The 16,799-nt window shown below is 63.9% G+C and carries 14 protein-coding genes; all 14 read left to right on the forward strand.

Going from position 1 to position 16,799, the window contains the following annotated elements:
• The first annotated feature begins 85 nt into the window (after nt 1-85).
• A complete protein-coding gene (locus NKI52_RS14065; protein WP_352698305.1) occupies nt 86-586 on the forward strand; it encodes a thiamine pyrophosphate-binding protein in 501 nt (166 codons plus the stop codon).
• Nucleotides 583-1,191, forward strand: a complete 609-nt coding sequence (locus NKI52_RS14070; RefSeq protein WP_352635260.1) for a thiamine pyrophosphate-dependent enzyme — start codon at nt 583-585, stop codon at nt 1,189-1,191. Before NKI52_RS14065 ends, NKI52_RS14070 begins: the two co-directional genes overlap by 4 nt.
• A gap of 7 nt (nt 1,192-1,198) precedes the next feature.
• The gene (locus tag NKI52_RS14075) at nt 1,199-2,764 is read left to right on the forward strand and encodes a GMC family oxidoreductase (protein ID WP_352635258.1); all 1,566 of its coding nucleotides are present in this window, start codon (nt 1,199-1,201) and stop codon (nt 2,762-2,764) included.
• 39 nt (nt 2,765-2,803) lie between these two features.
• Nucleotides 2,804-4,177 (forward strand): amidohydrolase family protein, encoded by a 1,374-nt coding sequence (locus NKI52_RS14080; RefSeq protein WP_352692146.1) that lies wholly within the window; start codon nt 2,804-2,806, stop codon nt 4,175-4,177.
• Nucleotides 4,178-4,191: 14 nt separating this feature from the next.
• Nucleotides 4,192-5,058, forward strand: coding sequence for an aromatic ring-hydroxylating dioxygenase subunit alpha (locus NKI52_RS14085; protein WP_352692145.1), 867 nt, complete (start codon nt 4,192-4,194; stop codon nt 5,056-5,058).
• Entirely contained in the window at nt 5,055-8,204 is a 3,150-nt protein-coding gene (locus tag NKI52_RS14090) for a molybdopterin cofactor-binding domain-containing protein (RefSeq protein WP_352698307.1), read from the forward strand. The genes NKI52_RS14085 and NKI52_RS14090 overlap by 4 nt, the downstream gene beginning before the upstream one ends.
• A complete protein-coding gene (locus tag NKI52_RS14095; RefSeq protein WP_352698309.1) occupies nt 8,201-8,689 on the forward strand; it encodes a (2Fe-2S)-binding protein in 489 nt (162 codons plus the stop codon). Before NKI52_RS14090 ends, NKI52_RS14095 begins: the two co-directional genes overlap by 4 nt.
• Nucleotides 8,686-10,191: an aldehyde dehydrogenase family protein gene (locus tag NKI52_RS14100; protein ID WP_352698311.1), complete on the forward strand. Its 1,506-nt coding sequence runs from the start codon at nt 8,686-8,688 to the stop codon at nt 10,189-10,191. Before NKI52_RS14095 ends, NKI52_RS14100 begins: the two co-directional genes overlap by 4 nt.
• A 219-nt stretch (nt 10,192-10,410) precedes the next feature.
• Complete coding sequence (dgoD, locus tag NKI52_RS14105; RefSeq protein WP_352692141.1) at nt 10,411-11,583, forward strand: galactonate dehydratase; 1,173 nt, start codon at nt 10,411-10,413, stop codon at nt 11,581-11,583.
• A 5-nt stretch (nt 11,584-11,588) separates the two neighbouring features.
• Nucleotides 11,589-12,365: an SDR family oxidoreductase gene (locus NKI52_RS14110; protein ID WP_352692140.1), complete on the forward strand. Its 777-nt coding sequence runs from the start codon at nt 11,589-11,591 to the stop codon at nt 12,363-12,365.
• Nucleotides 12,366-12,397: 32 nt separating this feature from the next.
• On the forward strand, nt 12,398-13,381 hold the full coding sequence (locus tag NKI52_RS14115) for a substrate-binding domain-containing protein (protein WP_352571183.1): 984 nt from the start codon (nt 12,398-12,400) through the stop codon (nt 13,379-13,381).
• 96 nt (nt 13,382-13,477) lie between these two features.
• The gene (locus tag NKI52_RS14120) at nt 13,478-14,998 is read left to right on the forward strand and encodes a sugar ABC transporter ATP-binding protein (RefSeq protein ID WP_352698313.1); all 1,521 of its coding nucleotides are present in this window, start codon (nt 13,478-13,480) and stop codon (nt 14,996-14,998) included.
• A gap of 53 nt (nt 14,999-15,051) precedes the next feature.
• Nucleotides 15,052-15,996 (forward strand): ABC transporter permease, encoded by a 945-nt coding sequence (locus NKI52_RS14125; protein ID WP_352698315.1) that lies wholly within the window; start codon nt 15,052-15,054, stop codon nt 15,994-15,996.
• A 2-nt stretch (nt 15,997-15,998) separates the two neighbouring features.
• Nucleotides 15,999-16,799, forward strand: a complete 801-nt coding sequence (locus NKI52_RS14130) for a FadR/GntR family transcriptional regulator (RefSeq protein WP_245274602.1) — start codon at nt 15,999-16,001, stop codon at nt 16,797-16,799.

A 16,799-nucleotide genomic window follows, 5' to 3' on the forward strand; every position in this document is an offset into this window, starting at 1 on the left:
GCACTTTGCGCATCGATAAAGCGAGAAATTTGTCTCTATCTCGAACAACTGTGCTTTGCGAGACTTCCCGACCTAAGGGGATGTCATGAAGCAGAGTGCGGTCGACGCGGTCATTCGGGGGCTCAAGCGGGCGGGAGTGAGCATCGTCTGCTACCTGCCCGATTCGCTGTTCAAGGAGCTCTACCCGGCCCTTGATGCCGATCCGGATATCCGCACGATCCGCGTCACCAACGAGGGTGAGGGCGCGGCGATCTGCGGCGGGGTCTTCCTGTCGGGCCAGCGCGCGGCGCTGGTCATGGAAAACTCCGGCTTGCGCGCCTCGGTCGAGCCGCTGGCCCGAATGGGCCTCGGGGCAGGCATCCCGGTCGTGATGCTGATGAGCTACCGCGGCGAGCTCGGCGAGAACAATTGGTGGGCAATCCCGCACGGCATCACCATGGAGCCGGTGCTGAACGCGCTGCGCGTGCCGTACCGAATCGTCACAGAGGAGGCGAAGATCGAGCGCGCCATCCTTGACGCCTATTCCTGGTCCTATGCGTCCTACTACCATTCGGCTGTGGCGCTTGGCGGCGAGGTGGTGCGATGAAACGCTTCGACTGCATGAAGGCGCTTGCCGCGCGGTTGAAGGATGAGTTGGTGATCCTTTCGCTCGGCGGCAGCGTCGACGAGTGGTACAACGCCGCGCCGCATATGCGCGAAGCGAGCCTGTTCCAGCAGCAGCTCGGCTGCGTCACGCCGCAGGCCTTCGGGCTCGCCGCCGGCCTGCCGCACCGCCGCGTCGTTTCGCTCGATACGGATGGCGGCCTGCTCTTCAATCTGGGCATCCTGGCCACGCTCGGAAACGAGCAGCCGAAGAACCTCTTCATCGTGGTCTGGGACAATGAGTGCTACCAGTCGATCGGCGGCCCGCCGACGCATACGGCGCTGGGCCGTGTCGACCTTGCCGCGATCGCGCGCGGCGCCGGCGTCGAGAACGCCCATACGGCGCGCACCGTGGAGGAGTTCGACGCGCATTGCGCGAGGGGGCTGGCCTTGGACGCTCCCTATGTGGTGGTCGCCAAGGTCTCGGGAACGGTTCAGCCGGACATCAAGCGCAAACACAGCGACGGCCGCGAGGACAAGTATATCTTCGTCCGCCACGTCGAGGCGAGCGAAGGCATCGTCATCATGGGCCCGAGCGAGCACAACTGACGAGATCATGGGCACCCTCGGACCTGTCGTCCCCCGACGCGCGCTGAAACCCAGCTACGACTACGTCGTGGTCGGCTCGGGTTCCGGTGGCTGTGCGGTGACGCGGCGGCTGGTCGATGCCGGTGCCGACGTCCTCCTGATCGAAGCAGGCCCGACGAGTCTTGGGATCGTGGAGGCCGACGACCCCGGCCAATGGGTGCCGCTTGGCCGCGGCACCTATGACTGGGGCTATGACTATGCTCCGACACCGCGCGTGAACGGCCGTACCATCGGCATCCCGCGTGGCCGCCTGCTGGGCGGCTCAAGCGCCATCAACGCGATGATGTGGTATCGCGGCCACCCACATGATTACGATGCCTGGGAGGCTGGCGGCGCCAAGGGCTGGAGCTTCGCCGACGTGCTGCCCTATTTCCGGCGCTGCGAGGACTGGCGCGATGGTGCAAGCGAGTTTCGGGGTGCGGGTGGTCCGCTCCGTGTCGAGCGGCCGGCGGCACTGCACCCGGTCGCGCAGGCGCTGATCGATGGCGCGGCCGAGATCGGCATCCCCGTAATCGACGATCCCAACGGCCCCAGCAACGAGGGGGCGACCGCCGCGAATTTCAACATCTGCGACGGCAAGCGCTGGAGTTCGGCGACGGGCTATCTCGTGCCTATACTCGATCATCCGATGCTGACGGTGCTGACCGGTTCCGCGGCCATCGGCCTGACGGTCGAAGGCAGCCGATGCGTCGCGGTCCAGCACCTAGTCGGTGGCGAAATCCGCGAAACACGCGCGCGCGAGAGCATCGTGCTCGCGGCCGGTGCCATCGACACGCCGCGCATGCTGATGTTGTCAGGCATCGGCGATCCGCTCGAACTGAAGCGCCTTGGCATTGCGCTCGTTTGCGCCCTGCCGGGCGTCGGCCGGAATCTTCAGGATCATCCGCTGGCGCAGGCCTGCGTTTTCCGCGCGAAGCGCCCGATCGGCCCAATAATGGGCAATGGCGGCGGCTCGATGGTGAACTGGAAGTCGCGGCCGGACCTGCCGCAGCCCGACCTGCACGCCTTTCCGGTCCAGGGCAACAGCGCCGAACCGGCGATCCGCGCGCGCTACGATCTATCCGGCGATGTCTTTTCCTTCGGTACGGGTCTCATGCGCTCGAAGAGCGTCGGGCACTTGAAGTTGCTCGACGGCAAGCCCGGCGGGCCGCTCGAAATCCAACCGAACTTTCTGGCGGAACCGGAAGACCTCGACGCCATGGTCACGGCGGTCGAGATGGTGATGGAGATGGCGGCTGCAAAGGCGAACGCCGGTGTCTTCCGCAACTTTGCCGCACCCGACCGCCGACTGACCCGCACCGAGACCATTGCCTTTATCCGCGACGCGTGCTCGACCTTCTTCCACGTCTGCGGAACCGCCAAGATGGGCGACGACGCGATGGCTGTCGTCGACAGCCGCCTCGCCGTGCACGGGCTGGATGGGCTGCATATCGCCGACGCCTCGGTGATCCCGACGATCCCGACCTGCAACACCCACGCGCCCGCCACTATGATCGGCGAGCGCGCCGCCGATTTCCTGCTCGCGGCAGCTTGAGGATGTCATGAACGACAGAACGCACACGGAGCACTGGCGATGACACGAAGCCTCATCCTTGCGGCCGACACGCTGCTCACTATGGATGAAAATAACCATGTGCTGCCTGACGGCGCCGTGCTGGTCGAGGATGGCCGTATCGCCGCGGTCAGTGCGCTCGCTGCACTGCGTGCGGCGCATCCGGCCGTGGCCGTGAAGAAGCTCGACGATGCCGTGCTCATGCCCGGGCTGGTCAATGCGCATGCACATTCCGGTTTCCTGCGCGGCACGGCGGAGCATCTGCCGGTGTGGGACTGGCTGACGCTCCACATCAATCCGATGCATCGCGTGCTGCAGCCGCACGAGGCCGAGGCGGCGTCACGGCTCTGCTATGCGGAATCCGTGCTCGGGGGCACGACGACCGTCGTCGACATGTGGCGTTTCATGGAGGGCAGCGCCAGGGCGGCCGAGGCGATCGGCAACCGCCTCATCGCCGTGCCTTATGTCGGCGAGCATCCGGACTACGACTACTTTGACACGCTCGACATGAACGAGGCGATGATCGAAGGCTGGCACCGCAAGGCGGGCGGGCGCATCAATGTGTGGGTCGGGCTGGAGCATCTGTTCTATGCGGACGAGGCCGGCCAGCGCCGGGCGATCGACCTCGCAAGGAAATACGAGACCGGCTTCCACACCCATTGCAGCGAGGCTGAGATCGAGATCGCGGAATTTGAGCGGCGTTACGGCAAACGCCCGATGTTCGCGCTGGATGACCTTGGCTTCTTCGAAACCCCGCGCGCCATGATCGCCCACGCCGTCTGGCTCGACCGGGACGAGATCGAGCTTATTTCGAAGCGCCGCGTCTCGGTCGCCCACAACCCCGTTTCCAACATGAAGCTGGCGAGCGGCATCGCGCTGGTGGCCGAGATGCTGAAGGCCGGCGTGTCGGTTGGCATCGGCACGGACGGCGAGAAGGAGAACAACAATTTCGACATGTTCGAAGAGATGAAGGTGGCTTCGTTGCTAGGCAAGCTGAAGGACCTCGACGCCGCCGCAATGGATAGCTGGCAGGTGCTGCGCATGGCCACGATCCTTGGTGCAAAGGCGATCGGCCTCGATCATGAGATCGGCTCGATCGAGGTCGGCAAGCGTGCCGACATCATCGCGGTCCGCACCGATACGCCGCGCATGACGCCGGTCTTCCGCGACGGACCCTATTTCAATCTCCACCACAATCTCGTCCACGCCGTGCGCGGCAGCGACGTGTCCCTGACGATGGTCGATGGCGAGATCCTCGTCGAGCACGGCGTGCTGCGCACCGGCGACCTGCGCGAGATCATTGCCGAAATCCATCGCGTCGCACCTGGCCTGTTCGCCCGGCGCGCCGCCTTCCTCGCCGCGAATTCCGGCGGCAGCCTGCAGTGGACCCAATAAGGCGAGCCCCGGTCATGAAGACGACGGACAAGGCGGCACTGGACGACTGGTACGCGGTGGAGACGGCGGCCGATCTAGGCGGCGCGCCAAGCCGCACGCGGCTGCTTGGACAGGACATCGAACTGGTCCGTGACGCCGCGGGCGCAATCACCGTCCGGGAGGTCCTGGACGACGGCGGCCGCGGTCCCGCGCTGCCCGTCCGGCAGCGCTATGGCTGCGTCTGGACGACGCTGGGCGAGCCCGGGAAGGAGATCTTCGAGATCGCCGAGGCGCTGGAAGCCGACCGGCGCTACGTGCCCTGCGGCTGGGTGACGATGCGGGCTTCGGGTTTGCGTGTCGTGGAGAACTTCCTCGACATGGCGCACTTCCCCTTCGTGCATACCGACATTCTCGGCTCGGAGCCGCACACGGAGGTGCCGGCCTATCTGAGCGAGATACGTCGCGAAGTGGACGAGGTCTGGGCGACCAATTGCACGTTCTTCCAGCCACGCATCGCCGCCACGGAAAGCTCCGGCGCGTTTGTGCATCTGACCTATCGCGTGCCGAGCCCATTCGTGGTGATGCTCTATCGCGTGTGCCCCGTGGCGCCGGACCGGCTCGACGCGATCGCGCTGTTCATTCAGCCCATCGAGGAAGACCTCTGCCGCGCCCAGCCGGTCATGTATCTGGTCGATTCCGCTTCGACGCAGACGGCGTTGCTCAACTTCGAACAGGTCATCTTTCTGCAGGACCGGATCATCGTGGAGAACCAGCGACCGCTGCGCCTTCCACTCGAGCCACGGATGGAAATCCCGACCCGCGCCGACAGTTCCTCCATCGCCTACCGCCGCTGGCTGAAGGAAAGGGGCATCCGTTTCGGCACGGCCGCCGGAGCCACATGACCGAGCTGGGTCTCCAGGTGCTTCGCCCGACCTCGGTTGCCGAGGCGCTGTCATGGGCAGGCGAGGGCGCGTCGCAACTGGTCGCCGGGGGCACGGCGCTGCAGCTCGGCTGGGCGACGGGCCTGCCAAAGCCGCGGCGCCTTATCAGCATCAGCCGTATCGCTGGCCTGAAGGGCATCCAACCGGCCGGCGACGGCTTGCGCATCGGCGCACTGACGTCCCTGGGTGCCTTGGAGCGCGACCGGGCGATAGGCGAGACTTTGCCTCTGCTCGCAGCCGCCGTCCGCGCCACGGCGGGACCGGCCGTCCGCAATCTCGCGACACTGGGCGGCAACGTCGCCGGGCGCACGGGTTGCCTTCTGCCGGCGCTGCTCGCGATCGACGCGAAGCTGGAGATCGCCTCACCGGCCGGACACGCCGTCGTGCCGCTCGCGCAATGGCTGGCCGACGCACCGTCAGCGGGCCTCATTGAGACGGTCATCGTTCCACCGCAGCCAACCGCCGCTCGCTGGACCCATCGCAAAGTCGGCCTGCGCGCCGCCTTCACCCCAAGCATGGCCGGTGTCGCCGGGGTGATCGAAACGGCGGACGATCGTGTTACGATCGCGCGGCTCGCGGCCAGCGGCGGCGGGCAAGCGGCCCGCCTTGGCCACGCTGAAGCGCTGCTTATCGGCCGCCGCCTCCAGGAGATCGATTGGGCCGAGCTGCACGCTGCAATTCTCGAAGAGGCGCCGGCGATCGACGATCTGTGGCGGTCCGGCCGCTATCGGCGCAGTGTCGCGGCGAATGCGCTGGTCTTCGGGCTCGGCGGCAAGTTGTCCCAAGGAGCACATTCGCCGCGCCGGCGGACCGTGCCGTCCGGAAAGCCGCCTGCCGAGGTTCTTGTGTCCCGGTCGCAAACCGGCGCACGCTGGCACCAGCGGCCGGACGTTGCGCCGAAAATCGCCGGCAGGCTCGAATACCTGACCGACCATCGCGAGCCCGCCATGCTGGTCGGGCGCATTCGGCGTGCCGGCATTCCCCATGCAAGGATCGTTTCCATCGATACGAGCGCGGCCGAGGCGCTGCCAGGAGTCGCAGCGGTTGTCACGCACCGCGACATCGCCGGCAGCAATGCCTTCGGCATCGTTGTGCAGGATCAGCCTGCACTGTGCTTCGACAAGGTCCGCTATTTCGGCGACGCTGTTGCTGCCGTTGCCGCTGTTGACACGAAGACGGCCGAACGCGCGCTTGCTCTCGTCAGCGTCGAATACGAGCCGCTGCCAATTGTGAGCGATCCCCAACAGGCACTCGCCGCTGGAGCCGAGCCGGTCCACGCCTCAGGCAATCTGCAGTGCAGCTTCGAGTTCACGCGTGGCGATGCCGCCGCGACTTTTGCCAAGGCAGCTCATATCGTCGAGGCTGTCTACGAAACGCCACGCCAGATGCACGGCTTTATGGAGACCGAGGGCGGCTACGCTTTCGTCGGTACGGATGGTACCCTGAACGTCTTTGCCGGTGGGCAGCATGGCCGCCGCGACCGCATGCAGCTCTCGCGCATCCTCGGTATGCCGCAAGAGCGGATACGGGTGGTCACCAGCCCGACTGGCGGCGCATTCGGCGGCAAGGACGAGCTGACCGTGCAGCCGGCCCTGGCCCTGCTGGCGCTGAAGGCCGGACGCGCCGTGCGGCTGCATCTCGACCGGGCGGAATCCGTCATCGCGGGCACCAAGCGCAATGCCATGCGCATCCACATGCGCACCGCCTGCGACGCCGAGGGTCGTCTGCTCGCCCAGCAGGTGGATGTGATCGCGGATGCCGGCGCCTACGCGTCGCTCGGTCCGGGCGTGCTTGAGACGGCGCTCGAACATGCCTGCGGGCCATATGTCGTTCCCAACGTCCTCAGCTCGGGCAGGCTCGCCTACACCAATAACGGCGTCTGCGGCGCGTTTCGCGGCTTCGGTGCCAACCAGATGGCCTTCGCGGTAGAGTGCCAGCTGGACCGGCTGGCCGAAGCCGCCGGCATCGACATTCTCGAGATACGGCGCCGCAATCTGCGTCAGCCTGGCGCGCGCGGTCACCTCGGCCAGCAGGTCGCGCCGTCCGAACGTTTGGCCGAGATGCTGCAAGCCGCCGCTGCTGACCCGATCTGGGCCAAGCCGCGTGGTCCGTCGTTCGACGGCTATGAGACGATCGGCGTCGGCATGGCGATGAACTATCAAGGCAACGGACTAGGCACGCTGCCGCCGGACCCGGCCGGGGGTGCGTTGCGCTTGGCTGCGGATGGAATGATCGAAGCTCTCTACGGCCTGGACGAGATGGGACAGGGCCTGCTCACCTCGGTCAAGGCCGCCGTAGCCGGAGCGCTCGGCTGCGGTCGCGACGATGTCCGGCCGGTCACCGGCGATACGGCGGCGACGCCCGAATCCGGTTCCTCTACCGCCTCGCGCGGCACTCACGTGGTCTGGCGGGTCGCGGCAGTCGCCGCACCACATTTTGCGCGCGACCTGCTGGCCGCAGCGGGCCAACTGCTTTGCCGTGAAGCCGGGACGCTGGCGCTGGGGCCCGGCGGCATCGTCGAGCGACATTCCAACAGCGGCTCACTGCTCATGAGTTTCACCGAGCTTGCCAAGGCGTTGCCTCCGGACGGGCTGCCAGCTGCTGCCGTCAGCTTCGAGTTTCCGAAATCGGACTACCTGAAAGGCAATGCACGCCTGATCTTCGCTTTCGGCGCGACACTGGCGCGCGTTGCCGTCAGCCGCATCACCGGACAGGTACGTGTGCTCGACCTCCATCAGCACACCGCGGCCGGACCGATGCTCGATCCCGCCGCCTATCTCGGCCAGATCGAAGGCGGCGGCGTCCAGGGGCTGGGCTTCACCCTCACCGAGGACGCGGCGATGCGGGATGGCCGGTATCTTGCCGGCAACCTCGACTTCTACATGCTGCCAGGCATTGCCGATACGCCGGAAAGCCTCGCGACCTTCGCATTGGAGGATTTGGACGAGGACGACCCGTTCGGCCCGCGCGGAGCCGGTGAGCTTGGCATTGGCGCCGTGACGCCAGCCATCGTCAACGCGATTGCGGACGCCATAGGGGATTGGCCCGAGCGCATCCCGGTCGATCCAGAATGGGTGCTCGACGCCTTGCGGAGGAGTGCGGCGTGAGCGCCGACATCGAGATCGCCTTTGACCTCAACGGCTGCCGCCAGGCGCTGGCCGTGCCCGCCGAGTTGCGCCTGATCGACCTGCTGAGCGATCATCTCGGCATGACCGCCGCCAAGAAGGCTTGCGGCATCGGTCGCTGCGGCGCCTGTTCCGTGCTGATGGACGATCGCGCGGTCAACGGCTGTCTGCTCATGTCGTGGCAACTCGACCGGGCCACCATCATCACGCCGGAGGGTTTCGACGACCTTCCCGAAGCTATTGTCCTGCGCCAGGCCCTGGCGGCCGAAAACGCCTTCCAGTGCGGCTACTGCGCACCCGGCATCACTGTTGCGCTGACCGCTCTGCTGCTGGAGAATCCGGCTCCAGACGAGTCTCAGATCCGCACTGCGCTCGAAGGCAATATCTGCCGCTGTACCGGCTATCATTCCATCATCCGCGGTGCTCTCGCCGCGGTCGAGGCACTCGGTCGCGGGATGCGGACATGACGATCACCATTCGAAACGGCGAACCCAGGCACGAAGGCGTCAAGGCGTTCCTGGCCAAACCTAGAATGCAGCACCTGATCGGCGGCGGCTGGTGCGACGCCAGCGATGGCGCAACCTTGCCCGCGACCGATCCTGCGAGCGGCGGCACGCTCGCGCTGCTGGCGCAAGGCACAGCCGATGACGCCGGGCGCGCCGTTGCTGCGGCGCGTGCTGCTTTCGAGGGCGAGAGCTGGCGCGACATGACGCCGTCGGCGCGCGGCAAGCTGCTCTGGCGCATCGCCGACCTGATCGAGCGCCATGCCGATGAGCTTGCGGAGATCGAGACGCTCGACCAGGGAAAGTCGCTGAAGACTTCGCGCTTCGCGGAGGTTCCGGCTTCGGCTGAGCAGTTCCGCTATTTTGCCGGTTTTGCCACGAAAATCCTCGGCACGACAATTCCCACCTCGATCGGCCATCAGCCGGCAGGCAGGAAGATTTTCGCCTATGCGGTGCGCGAGCCGATCGGTGTTGTGGCGGCCATAACGCCATGGAATTCGCCGCTGCTCATGGCCTCGATGAAGCTCGCCCCGGCGCTTGCGGCCGGCTGTGCGATCGTGCTCAAGCCGGCTGAGGAAACGTCGCTCAGCGCGCTGCGGCTTGGTGAACTGATGATCGAAGCCGGCTTGCCGGACGGCGTCGTCAACATCGTCACCGGTCTCGGTGAAACTGTGGGCGCGGCGCTAACCGCACACCCCGATGTCGATAAAGTCGCCTTCACCGGTTCGACGGAAGTCGGAAAGATGATCGTCTCCGCAGCGCGCGGCAATCTGAAGAAACTGACGCTCGAACTGGGCGGCAAGTCGCCGGCCATCGTCATGCCGGATGCGGAAATGGAGCTCGCAATCCCCGGAGTGGCGCGGGGGATATTCGCCAATGCAGGCCAGGTCTGCGTCGCCGGCTCGCGTGTCTATGCGCATCGCTCGATCTACGACCGTCTGGTGGAGGGCCTGGCAGCGGAGGCGCGAAAGCTGCGTCTCGGACACGGGCTTGACCCGGATACCGACCTTGGTCCGCTGGTCAACGGGACCCAGGCCGCGCGCGTCGCCTTCTATGTCGACGATGGCGCTTCTGGTGGCGCCGAGATCGTCGCCGGCGGCCGGCGCTTCGACAATTTCTTCGAGCCGACCGTCGTCACCGGCGTGCGTCCGGACATGCGCATGATGCGCGAGGAAATCTTCGGCCCCGTCGTTGCTGTGATGCCGTTCGACGATGTTGAGGAGGCGATTAGCCATGCGAACGACTCGCCCTACGGCCTCGCCGCAAGCGTCTGGACCCGCGACCTTTCCGCTGCGCACCGCCTTGCTGCACATGTCCGATCGGGCACCGTCTGGATCAACTGCCATTCCTACTTCTCGCCGGAATTGCCCAAAGGCGGCCACAAGCAATCCGGCTGGGGCTATGAGAACGGCGCACCGGGCCTAGAGAACTATCTCGAGACGAAAACGGTCTGCGCGGTGATTTAGTCGCGCGTTTGTCTCGATGTTGGCGGATCGGCGGCTGAGAACCCTTCCTTTGGTTGGCAAGGATTGGTCGAAAAATGCCCCGGGATCGGCGCGACGCTCCAAGGGGCCAGTTCCGCTGACGGCGCTGGTCCACATTGACGTTGCGCTTGACTTGTCAACATTTCCTATAATAAATCATACATATTGCCATGAAAAAAGACGGCAGGTCTGGGAGGACCAATGAAAATCACGGCCATCAAGGCGCGCGTCTGCAATGCGGAAATGCGCAACTGGGTCTTCGTTCGCGTCGAAACCGACGAGCCAGGCCTGTTTGGCTGGGGTGAGGCAACGCTGGAATGGAAGACCAGAGCCGTCGTTGGGGCGCTTCAGGACCTTGAGGCCCTGCTCATCGGGCAAGATCCGCGCAACGTGGAGCAGTGCTACCAGATACTTACGCGCCACGGATTTTGGCGTCTCGGCGTCGAGGGAATGTCCGCCGTCAGCGGCATCGAGATCGCGCTCTGGGACATCCTGGGCAAGTCATTGGGCGTCCCCGTCTGGCGCCTTTTGGGCGGTCAGGTCCGCGACTATCTGCGCACCTATACGCATCTCGGCCTCGGGGACATGAAAGCGGTCTATGAGACCGGATCCGCGGATGCCATCGTGGAACGCGGACGCATCGTGACGCAAGCAGGCTACGATGCGGTCAAGGTCGTCTGCATTCCCTACACCCACTACGTATCGCCCGCCAAGGCAGTCGACTCCGTTGCCAATATGGTTGGCTCACTTCGCGAGGCGGTAGGCCCGGATATCGACATCATGGTCGATTTCCACGGACGCCCTGCATCGGTTAACGCAGCGATGGATTACCTCAAGGCAATCGAGCCGGCCCGCATCATGTTCGCGGAAGAGCCCGTTCCACCCGAAGATATTGCCGGACTGGCGCATATTGCGGCGCGATCGGCCGTGCCGATCGCGTCCGGCGAACGGCTGATTGGGCGCCGCGAATTTACGCACTCGATCGCAGCCCGCGCCTTCAACATTGCCCAGCCTGATATTTGTCACACTGGCGGTCTGCTCGAGACAAAGAAGATCGCGGCCATGGCGGAAACCGCAGGTATCGGCCTTGCGCCGCACAACCCGCTTGGTCCGATCGCCGGTGTGGCTGCTCTTCATTTCGGCATATCGACGCCAAACGTCGTCATTCAGGAGGAGATGTCCGGTGCCGTCGCCTGGTACGACGACGTCGTCACCTGGCCAATTCAGCGTAAACCAGGCCGCTGGGACCTGCCCGAACTGCCGGGCCTTGGCGTCACCGTCAATGAGGACGTCATCGCGCGTCACCCCTTTAAGCAGGAAGTGCTGCATGCCCGCAATGCCGTCATGCCGGACGGCACCGTGGTTGACTGGTGAATGCTATGGCAGGCCGGCTGCAAGGAAAGATCGCAATCGTCACGGGCGCCGGCCAAGGCATAGGTGCCGCCACCGCCCGGGCTTTTGCGATGCATGGGGCAAAGACCGTCATTGCCGAACTGAATGCGGCAAGCGGCAAAGCGATCGCCGACGAACTGCGTGCCGGAGGCGCCGAGGTATTGTTCGTCGAGACGGACGTCACCGACGCATCCGCAGTCGCGGACATGATCGCGCGGACGATCACGGCCTATGGCGGCGTCGACATTCTGGTCAACAATGCCGGTGCCAACGTCTTCTACGAACCATTGATGATGCCGGATGAGGAATGGGAGCGCTGCCTCAAGCTCGACCTCCAGGCCGCGTGGTTCTGCGCCAAGGCGGTTTTGCCGACGATGCTGGCGAAGGGCTCGGGGTCCATCGTCAACATAGCGAGCTGTCACGCCTTCCAGATCATTCCCCATACGTTTCCGTATCCGGTCGCCAAGCATGCACTTTTGGGCCTGACCCGTTCGCTGGCGATCGAATATGCCGCACGCGGTATCCGGGTGAACGCGATCGCCCCCGGCTATATCGAGACGCCAATCGCGGAAGCCTACTGGAACACATTCCCGAACCCCGCCGAGGAGAAGCGGCGAGCCTACGACCTCCATCCGCCCAAGCGAATTGGCCGGCCGGACGAGGTTGCAATGACGGCGGTTTTCCTCGCTTCGGACGAAGCGCCGTTCATAAATGCCGAGACGATCACCATCGATGGTGGGCGCTCGGTTCTCTACCACGACTAGCAACCACCATAGAGCTCTCAGGGAGGATATTCATGAAAACCACAACAAAGGCTTTGGCGACATTTGCGGTATTGGCTGCCGGACTGATGAGTGGCACAGCAAGCGCAGACGACATCAAGATCGGCTACATCAACAAGATGGGAGACCACCCATGGTTCGTCGCCGAAGTCGGCGGCGCCAAGAAAGCGGCTGAGGCGGCAGGGGCCGCGTTCGTGTCGCAGGACGTTCAGTTCGACGCCAATTTGACGATCACGACCTTCGATACGATGGTCGGCGATGGCGTGAAAGGCATCGCCATCGTTGTCCCCGACAAGGCGCTGGGACCAGTCATTGCCGAGAAAGCAAAGGCCGCAAAAATTCCCTTGGTGGCGGTGGACGACGACATCTACTACCAGGATGGCACCCAGGTCCCCTATGTCGGCATGAATGCTTACAATATCGGTGCGCGGGTGGGCGAAGAGCTTGCCAAGCTCTACAAGGCTGAAGGCTGGGCGGGCAAAGAGGTGCGCATCGCCTCGATCGAGGACCGCAAGGCCGATACCTGCATGCAGCGCAACAAAGGCGCGGAAGAAGCGTTCCTGAAGGCGGTGCCCGATTTCAAGCCGGGCAGCATCGTTCGCGTCCCCTACGACAATACGATGGTCAACGCCATCGATGTGATGACCACCACATTGACGGCCAATCCCAGCGTCACGAACTGGATATTCTATTCATGCAACGATGACGGCGTGCTGGGTGGTGCGCGAGCACTGGAGAATGCCGGCTATTCCGCAGACCAGGGCATGGGGATCGGCATCGACGGGAGCCGCGCCTGCGATGCCTTCGGATCCGGAAAGCCCTCGGCGTTCCGTGGTACGATGTGGCTCAATTCGGAAAATCATGGCGCGCTGGCTGTGAAGATTCTCTTGGCCTCCATCAAGGACGGAACGAAGCTTCCCGTTCAATCCTTCACTGACCCGGAATACATCACCGCCGACAATTTTGCGTCGGACTACAAAGCCAAGCTCTGCCACTGAACCAGATATGCGTCATGCGCCGCAGTGCGCATGACGCTCTTTGGGCCGGCAGTTCGTCGGCGGGCACACGGGACGATCCTCGGGAGTGAGCTTTTGATGCAATCGGATTTCTTCTCGCTCGACAGGATATCGAAGCGCTTCGGCGTCGTGCAGGCGCTCGACAATGTCTCGATTGCCTTTCGGCCAGGAGAGGTACTTGCCCTGGTTGGCGAGAATGGCGCCGGCAAGTCGACAATGATGCGAATTCTCGAGGGCGTGTTCGCACCGGACACCGGCACCGTGCTGCATGGCTCCACGCCGATCGTTTTCAGCGAACCGCGCGACAGCCACAGAGCCGGAATACGCGTCATCCATCAGGAGCCGGAGATCGTTCCGAACCTGACCGTGGCCGAGAACATTTTCGTCGGCGAACTGCCGCGGCTGGCAGGCGTCCTGCTCGACTGGCACAGGCTCGAGGACCAGACCGATAAGGTGCTTGCGACCTTCGGCATGCAGCAGGATATGCTGCCGCGTCAACTCTGCAGCACACTCGGTCCGGCACAGCGCCAGATGATCGAAATCATGCGCGCCATACGTGCCGGCGGCCGGCTGATCGCATTCGATGAGCCGACCTCGTCACTGACCGACGACGAAGCGCGCCGTCTGTTTTCAGTAATTCGCCGGCTGCGCGGCGAGGGCACTTCGATCGTCTATATCTCTCACAGGCTGAACGAGGTCATCGACCTTGCGGATCGCATTGTCGTCTTGCGGGACGGCCGGCTGGTCGATGATTCCCCCGCTGCCGGTGCCAGCGAGCAGACCATAGCCAAGCTCATGGTGGGCCGCGACATAGCCGATCTGTTTACGCGCGAGACGTGGCAATCGGGGCAACCGTTGCTGGAGGTGACGGGCCTGACCACCGACCACGTCACCGATGTGAGCCTCAAGGTCCGCCGTGGCGAGGTGCTCGGCATTGCCGGCCTTATGGGTGCGGGTCGATCCGAACTGGCAAAGGCGATTGTCGGCTATGATAGGCGCGTCGACGGAACCATAACGATGAATGGTGTGCCCGTTGGCCCTAACAGCCCGCATGCAGCGATCGTGGCGGGCATCGGCTTTGCCCCGGAAGACCGCAAGCACGAGGCGCTACTGTTGTTCCGAAGCATTCTTGATAACGCCTCGCTTTGCGTGCCCGATAGAACGTCGACCTTCGGCTTCTTCAACCGGCGCAAGGCACTGGAGATCGTCTCACCGCTTGCAGCAAAGATGTCGATCAAGGCGCCCAACCTCGACGAACAGGTTTCGAAATTATCGGGTGGCAACCAACAGAAGGTCGTTCTCGCGCGCTGGCTTGCGCGGCAGCCGATGCTTCTCATCCTCGACGAGCCGACCCGCGGCATCGACATCGGCGCCAAGGCGGAAATCTATCGCCTGATCGACGAGCTCGCCGCCAGCGGCATCGGCATAATCCTGATTTCCTCGGAAATGCCGGAACTGATCGGGCTGGCCGACAGGGTGCTTGTTATGGCTGGAGGCCGGATCACGGCCGAACTTTCCCGCCCTGACATCGACGAGGCCACGATCCTGAGACATGCCATGCCTCAATCTGCAGCATCGCTTGGAGGACAAATTCAGTGAACAGCCTTGAGCTCAGGACAGCAACAACGCAAACCGGCAAAAGGCGCGCTTCCTTGCGCATCGCAGAGCGCATCGGCATTCACAACATAAGCCTTCTTATTGCTCTCGCCATTCTCGTGCTCATTTTCGGCACCCTGAGAGGCGACGTGTTCTTCTCCAGCCGAAACCTGCTGAACATCGGTCTAGGCATTACCATCCTGGGCGTTCTGGCGATGAGCCAGACCGTGGTTATTGTCGCCGGAGGGCTCGATATTGCCGTCGGCGCAATTGTCGGTCTGACCACAGTATCGACGGCAATGGCCATCCAGGCCACCGGATCACCCGCCGCGGGCATTCTCGCCGGCCTGGTCCTGGGCGGTCTTGCCGGCCTCGTGAACGGCATCATCATCACCTATGGGCGGGTCAACGCTGTCATCGCGACTCTCGGTACGATGGCGATCTTCCGCGGCATCGCGTTCATCATGTCCGATGGGCAATCGATCGCGATTTTCAGCGACACTTTCCGCTTCATCGGGATCGGACGAATCCTCGGCCTGCCTCTGCTGATCTGGATTCTCTTGCTGACCGCGATCGTGTTCCATCTCTTCCTTGCCCGCTCGATCGTTGGCCGCAACATCTATGCCCTGGGCGGCAATCCCGTTGTCGCACGCTTCTCCGGCATCGACATCAACCGCTACCGCGTCGGCATCTACATCATGAGTGGAGTGGCGGCCGGATTGGCCGGGATTCTGTTGGCTGCCCGTACCGGCTCCGGGCAGCCCGTATCCGGATCCCAAGGCCTGGAACTCGAGGCCATCACAGCGGCCGTTCTTGGTGGCTGCGCCTTGCAGGGCGGCAAGGGCACGATCGTCGGCGCACTGCTGGGCGTCGCCATCATTGGCGTCCTCAACAACGGAATGATACTGACGTCCGTGCCAACCTTCTATCAGTTGCTTGCCAAGGGCTCGCTGCTGATACTTGCTGTGGTAATTGCCGAGTACCACTTGAACAGGACATGACGATGGACGCGGCGATCGCTTCGACTGGCCAAGGCAAGCAGGACATTCCTGCCGCAGATGGCACCACGTCATCGCTCAAGGATCGCATCGCACGCGATCTCGGACAGCGCATCCTCGCCGGCTCCTACGCCCAGCACTCCGTCCTGCCGACGGAAGCCGAGCTTTGCGTTATCTACGGGGCGAGCCGCACCGCGCTTCGCGATGCCCTTCTGACGCTTTCGGCGAAAGGTTTGATCGAGGCGCGCAAGCGGGCCGGGACGCGTGTGCGCGTGTCGAGCGAATGGAACAGGCTGGATGCACAGGTTCTGGAATGGATGCGCGATATCGAGCCCGATCTCGATTTCGTCCGCGGATTGATCGAGGCGCGGCTGGTCATTGAACCCGCTGCCGCCCAACTTGCGGCCAAGATGGCGACGTCAGGCGATCTCGCAGTCATCGAAGCGGCATATGAAGCCATGCGCATTGCTCCGCAGGATGACCTTGCTGCGTGTCTCGATGCCGACGTCAGGTTTCATACCGCCATCCTTCGTGCCAGCCGCAACCCGGTATTCGCCAATCTCGGCAATATGCTTGCGGCCGCCCTCAGCTTCTCCTTCCGCTTGACCACATCGGCCACCGCTAATTACCAGCAGACGCTGAGCGCGCATGGCGACGTGCTGGAGGCAATCAGGATGCGCAGGGCCGACGATGCACACGATCAGATGAAAGCGCTCATCGGGATCGCGTCGAACGACCTTCTTGCAGTCGCCCGCAAAGGTCGCCATCAACAGCCGATCGCCGCTGCCAAGGCCGATACCGTCTGA

This window comes from Mesorhizobium sp. M0590 (assembly GCF_040320905.1).
Classification (GTDB): domain Bacteria; phylum Pseudomonadota; class Alphaproteobacteria; order Rhizobiales; family Rhizobiaceae; genus Mesorhizobium.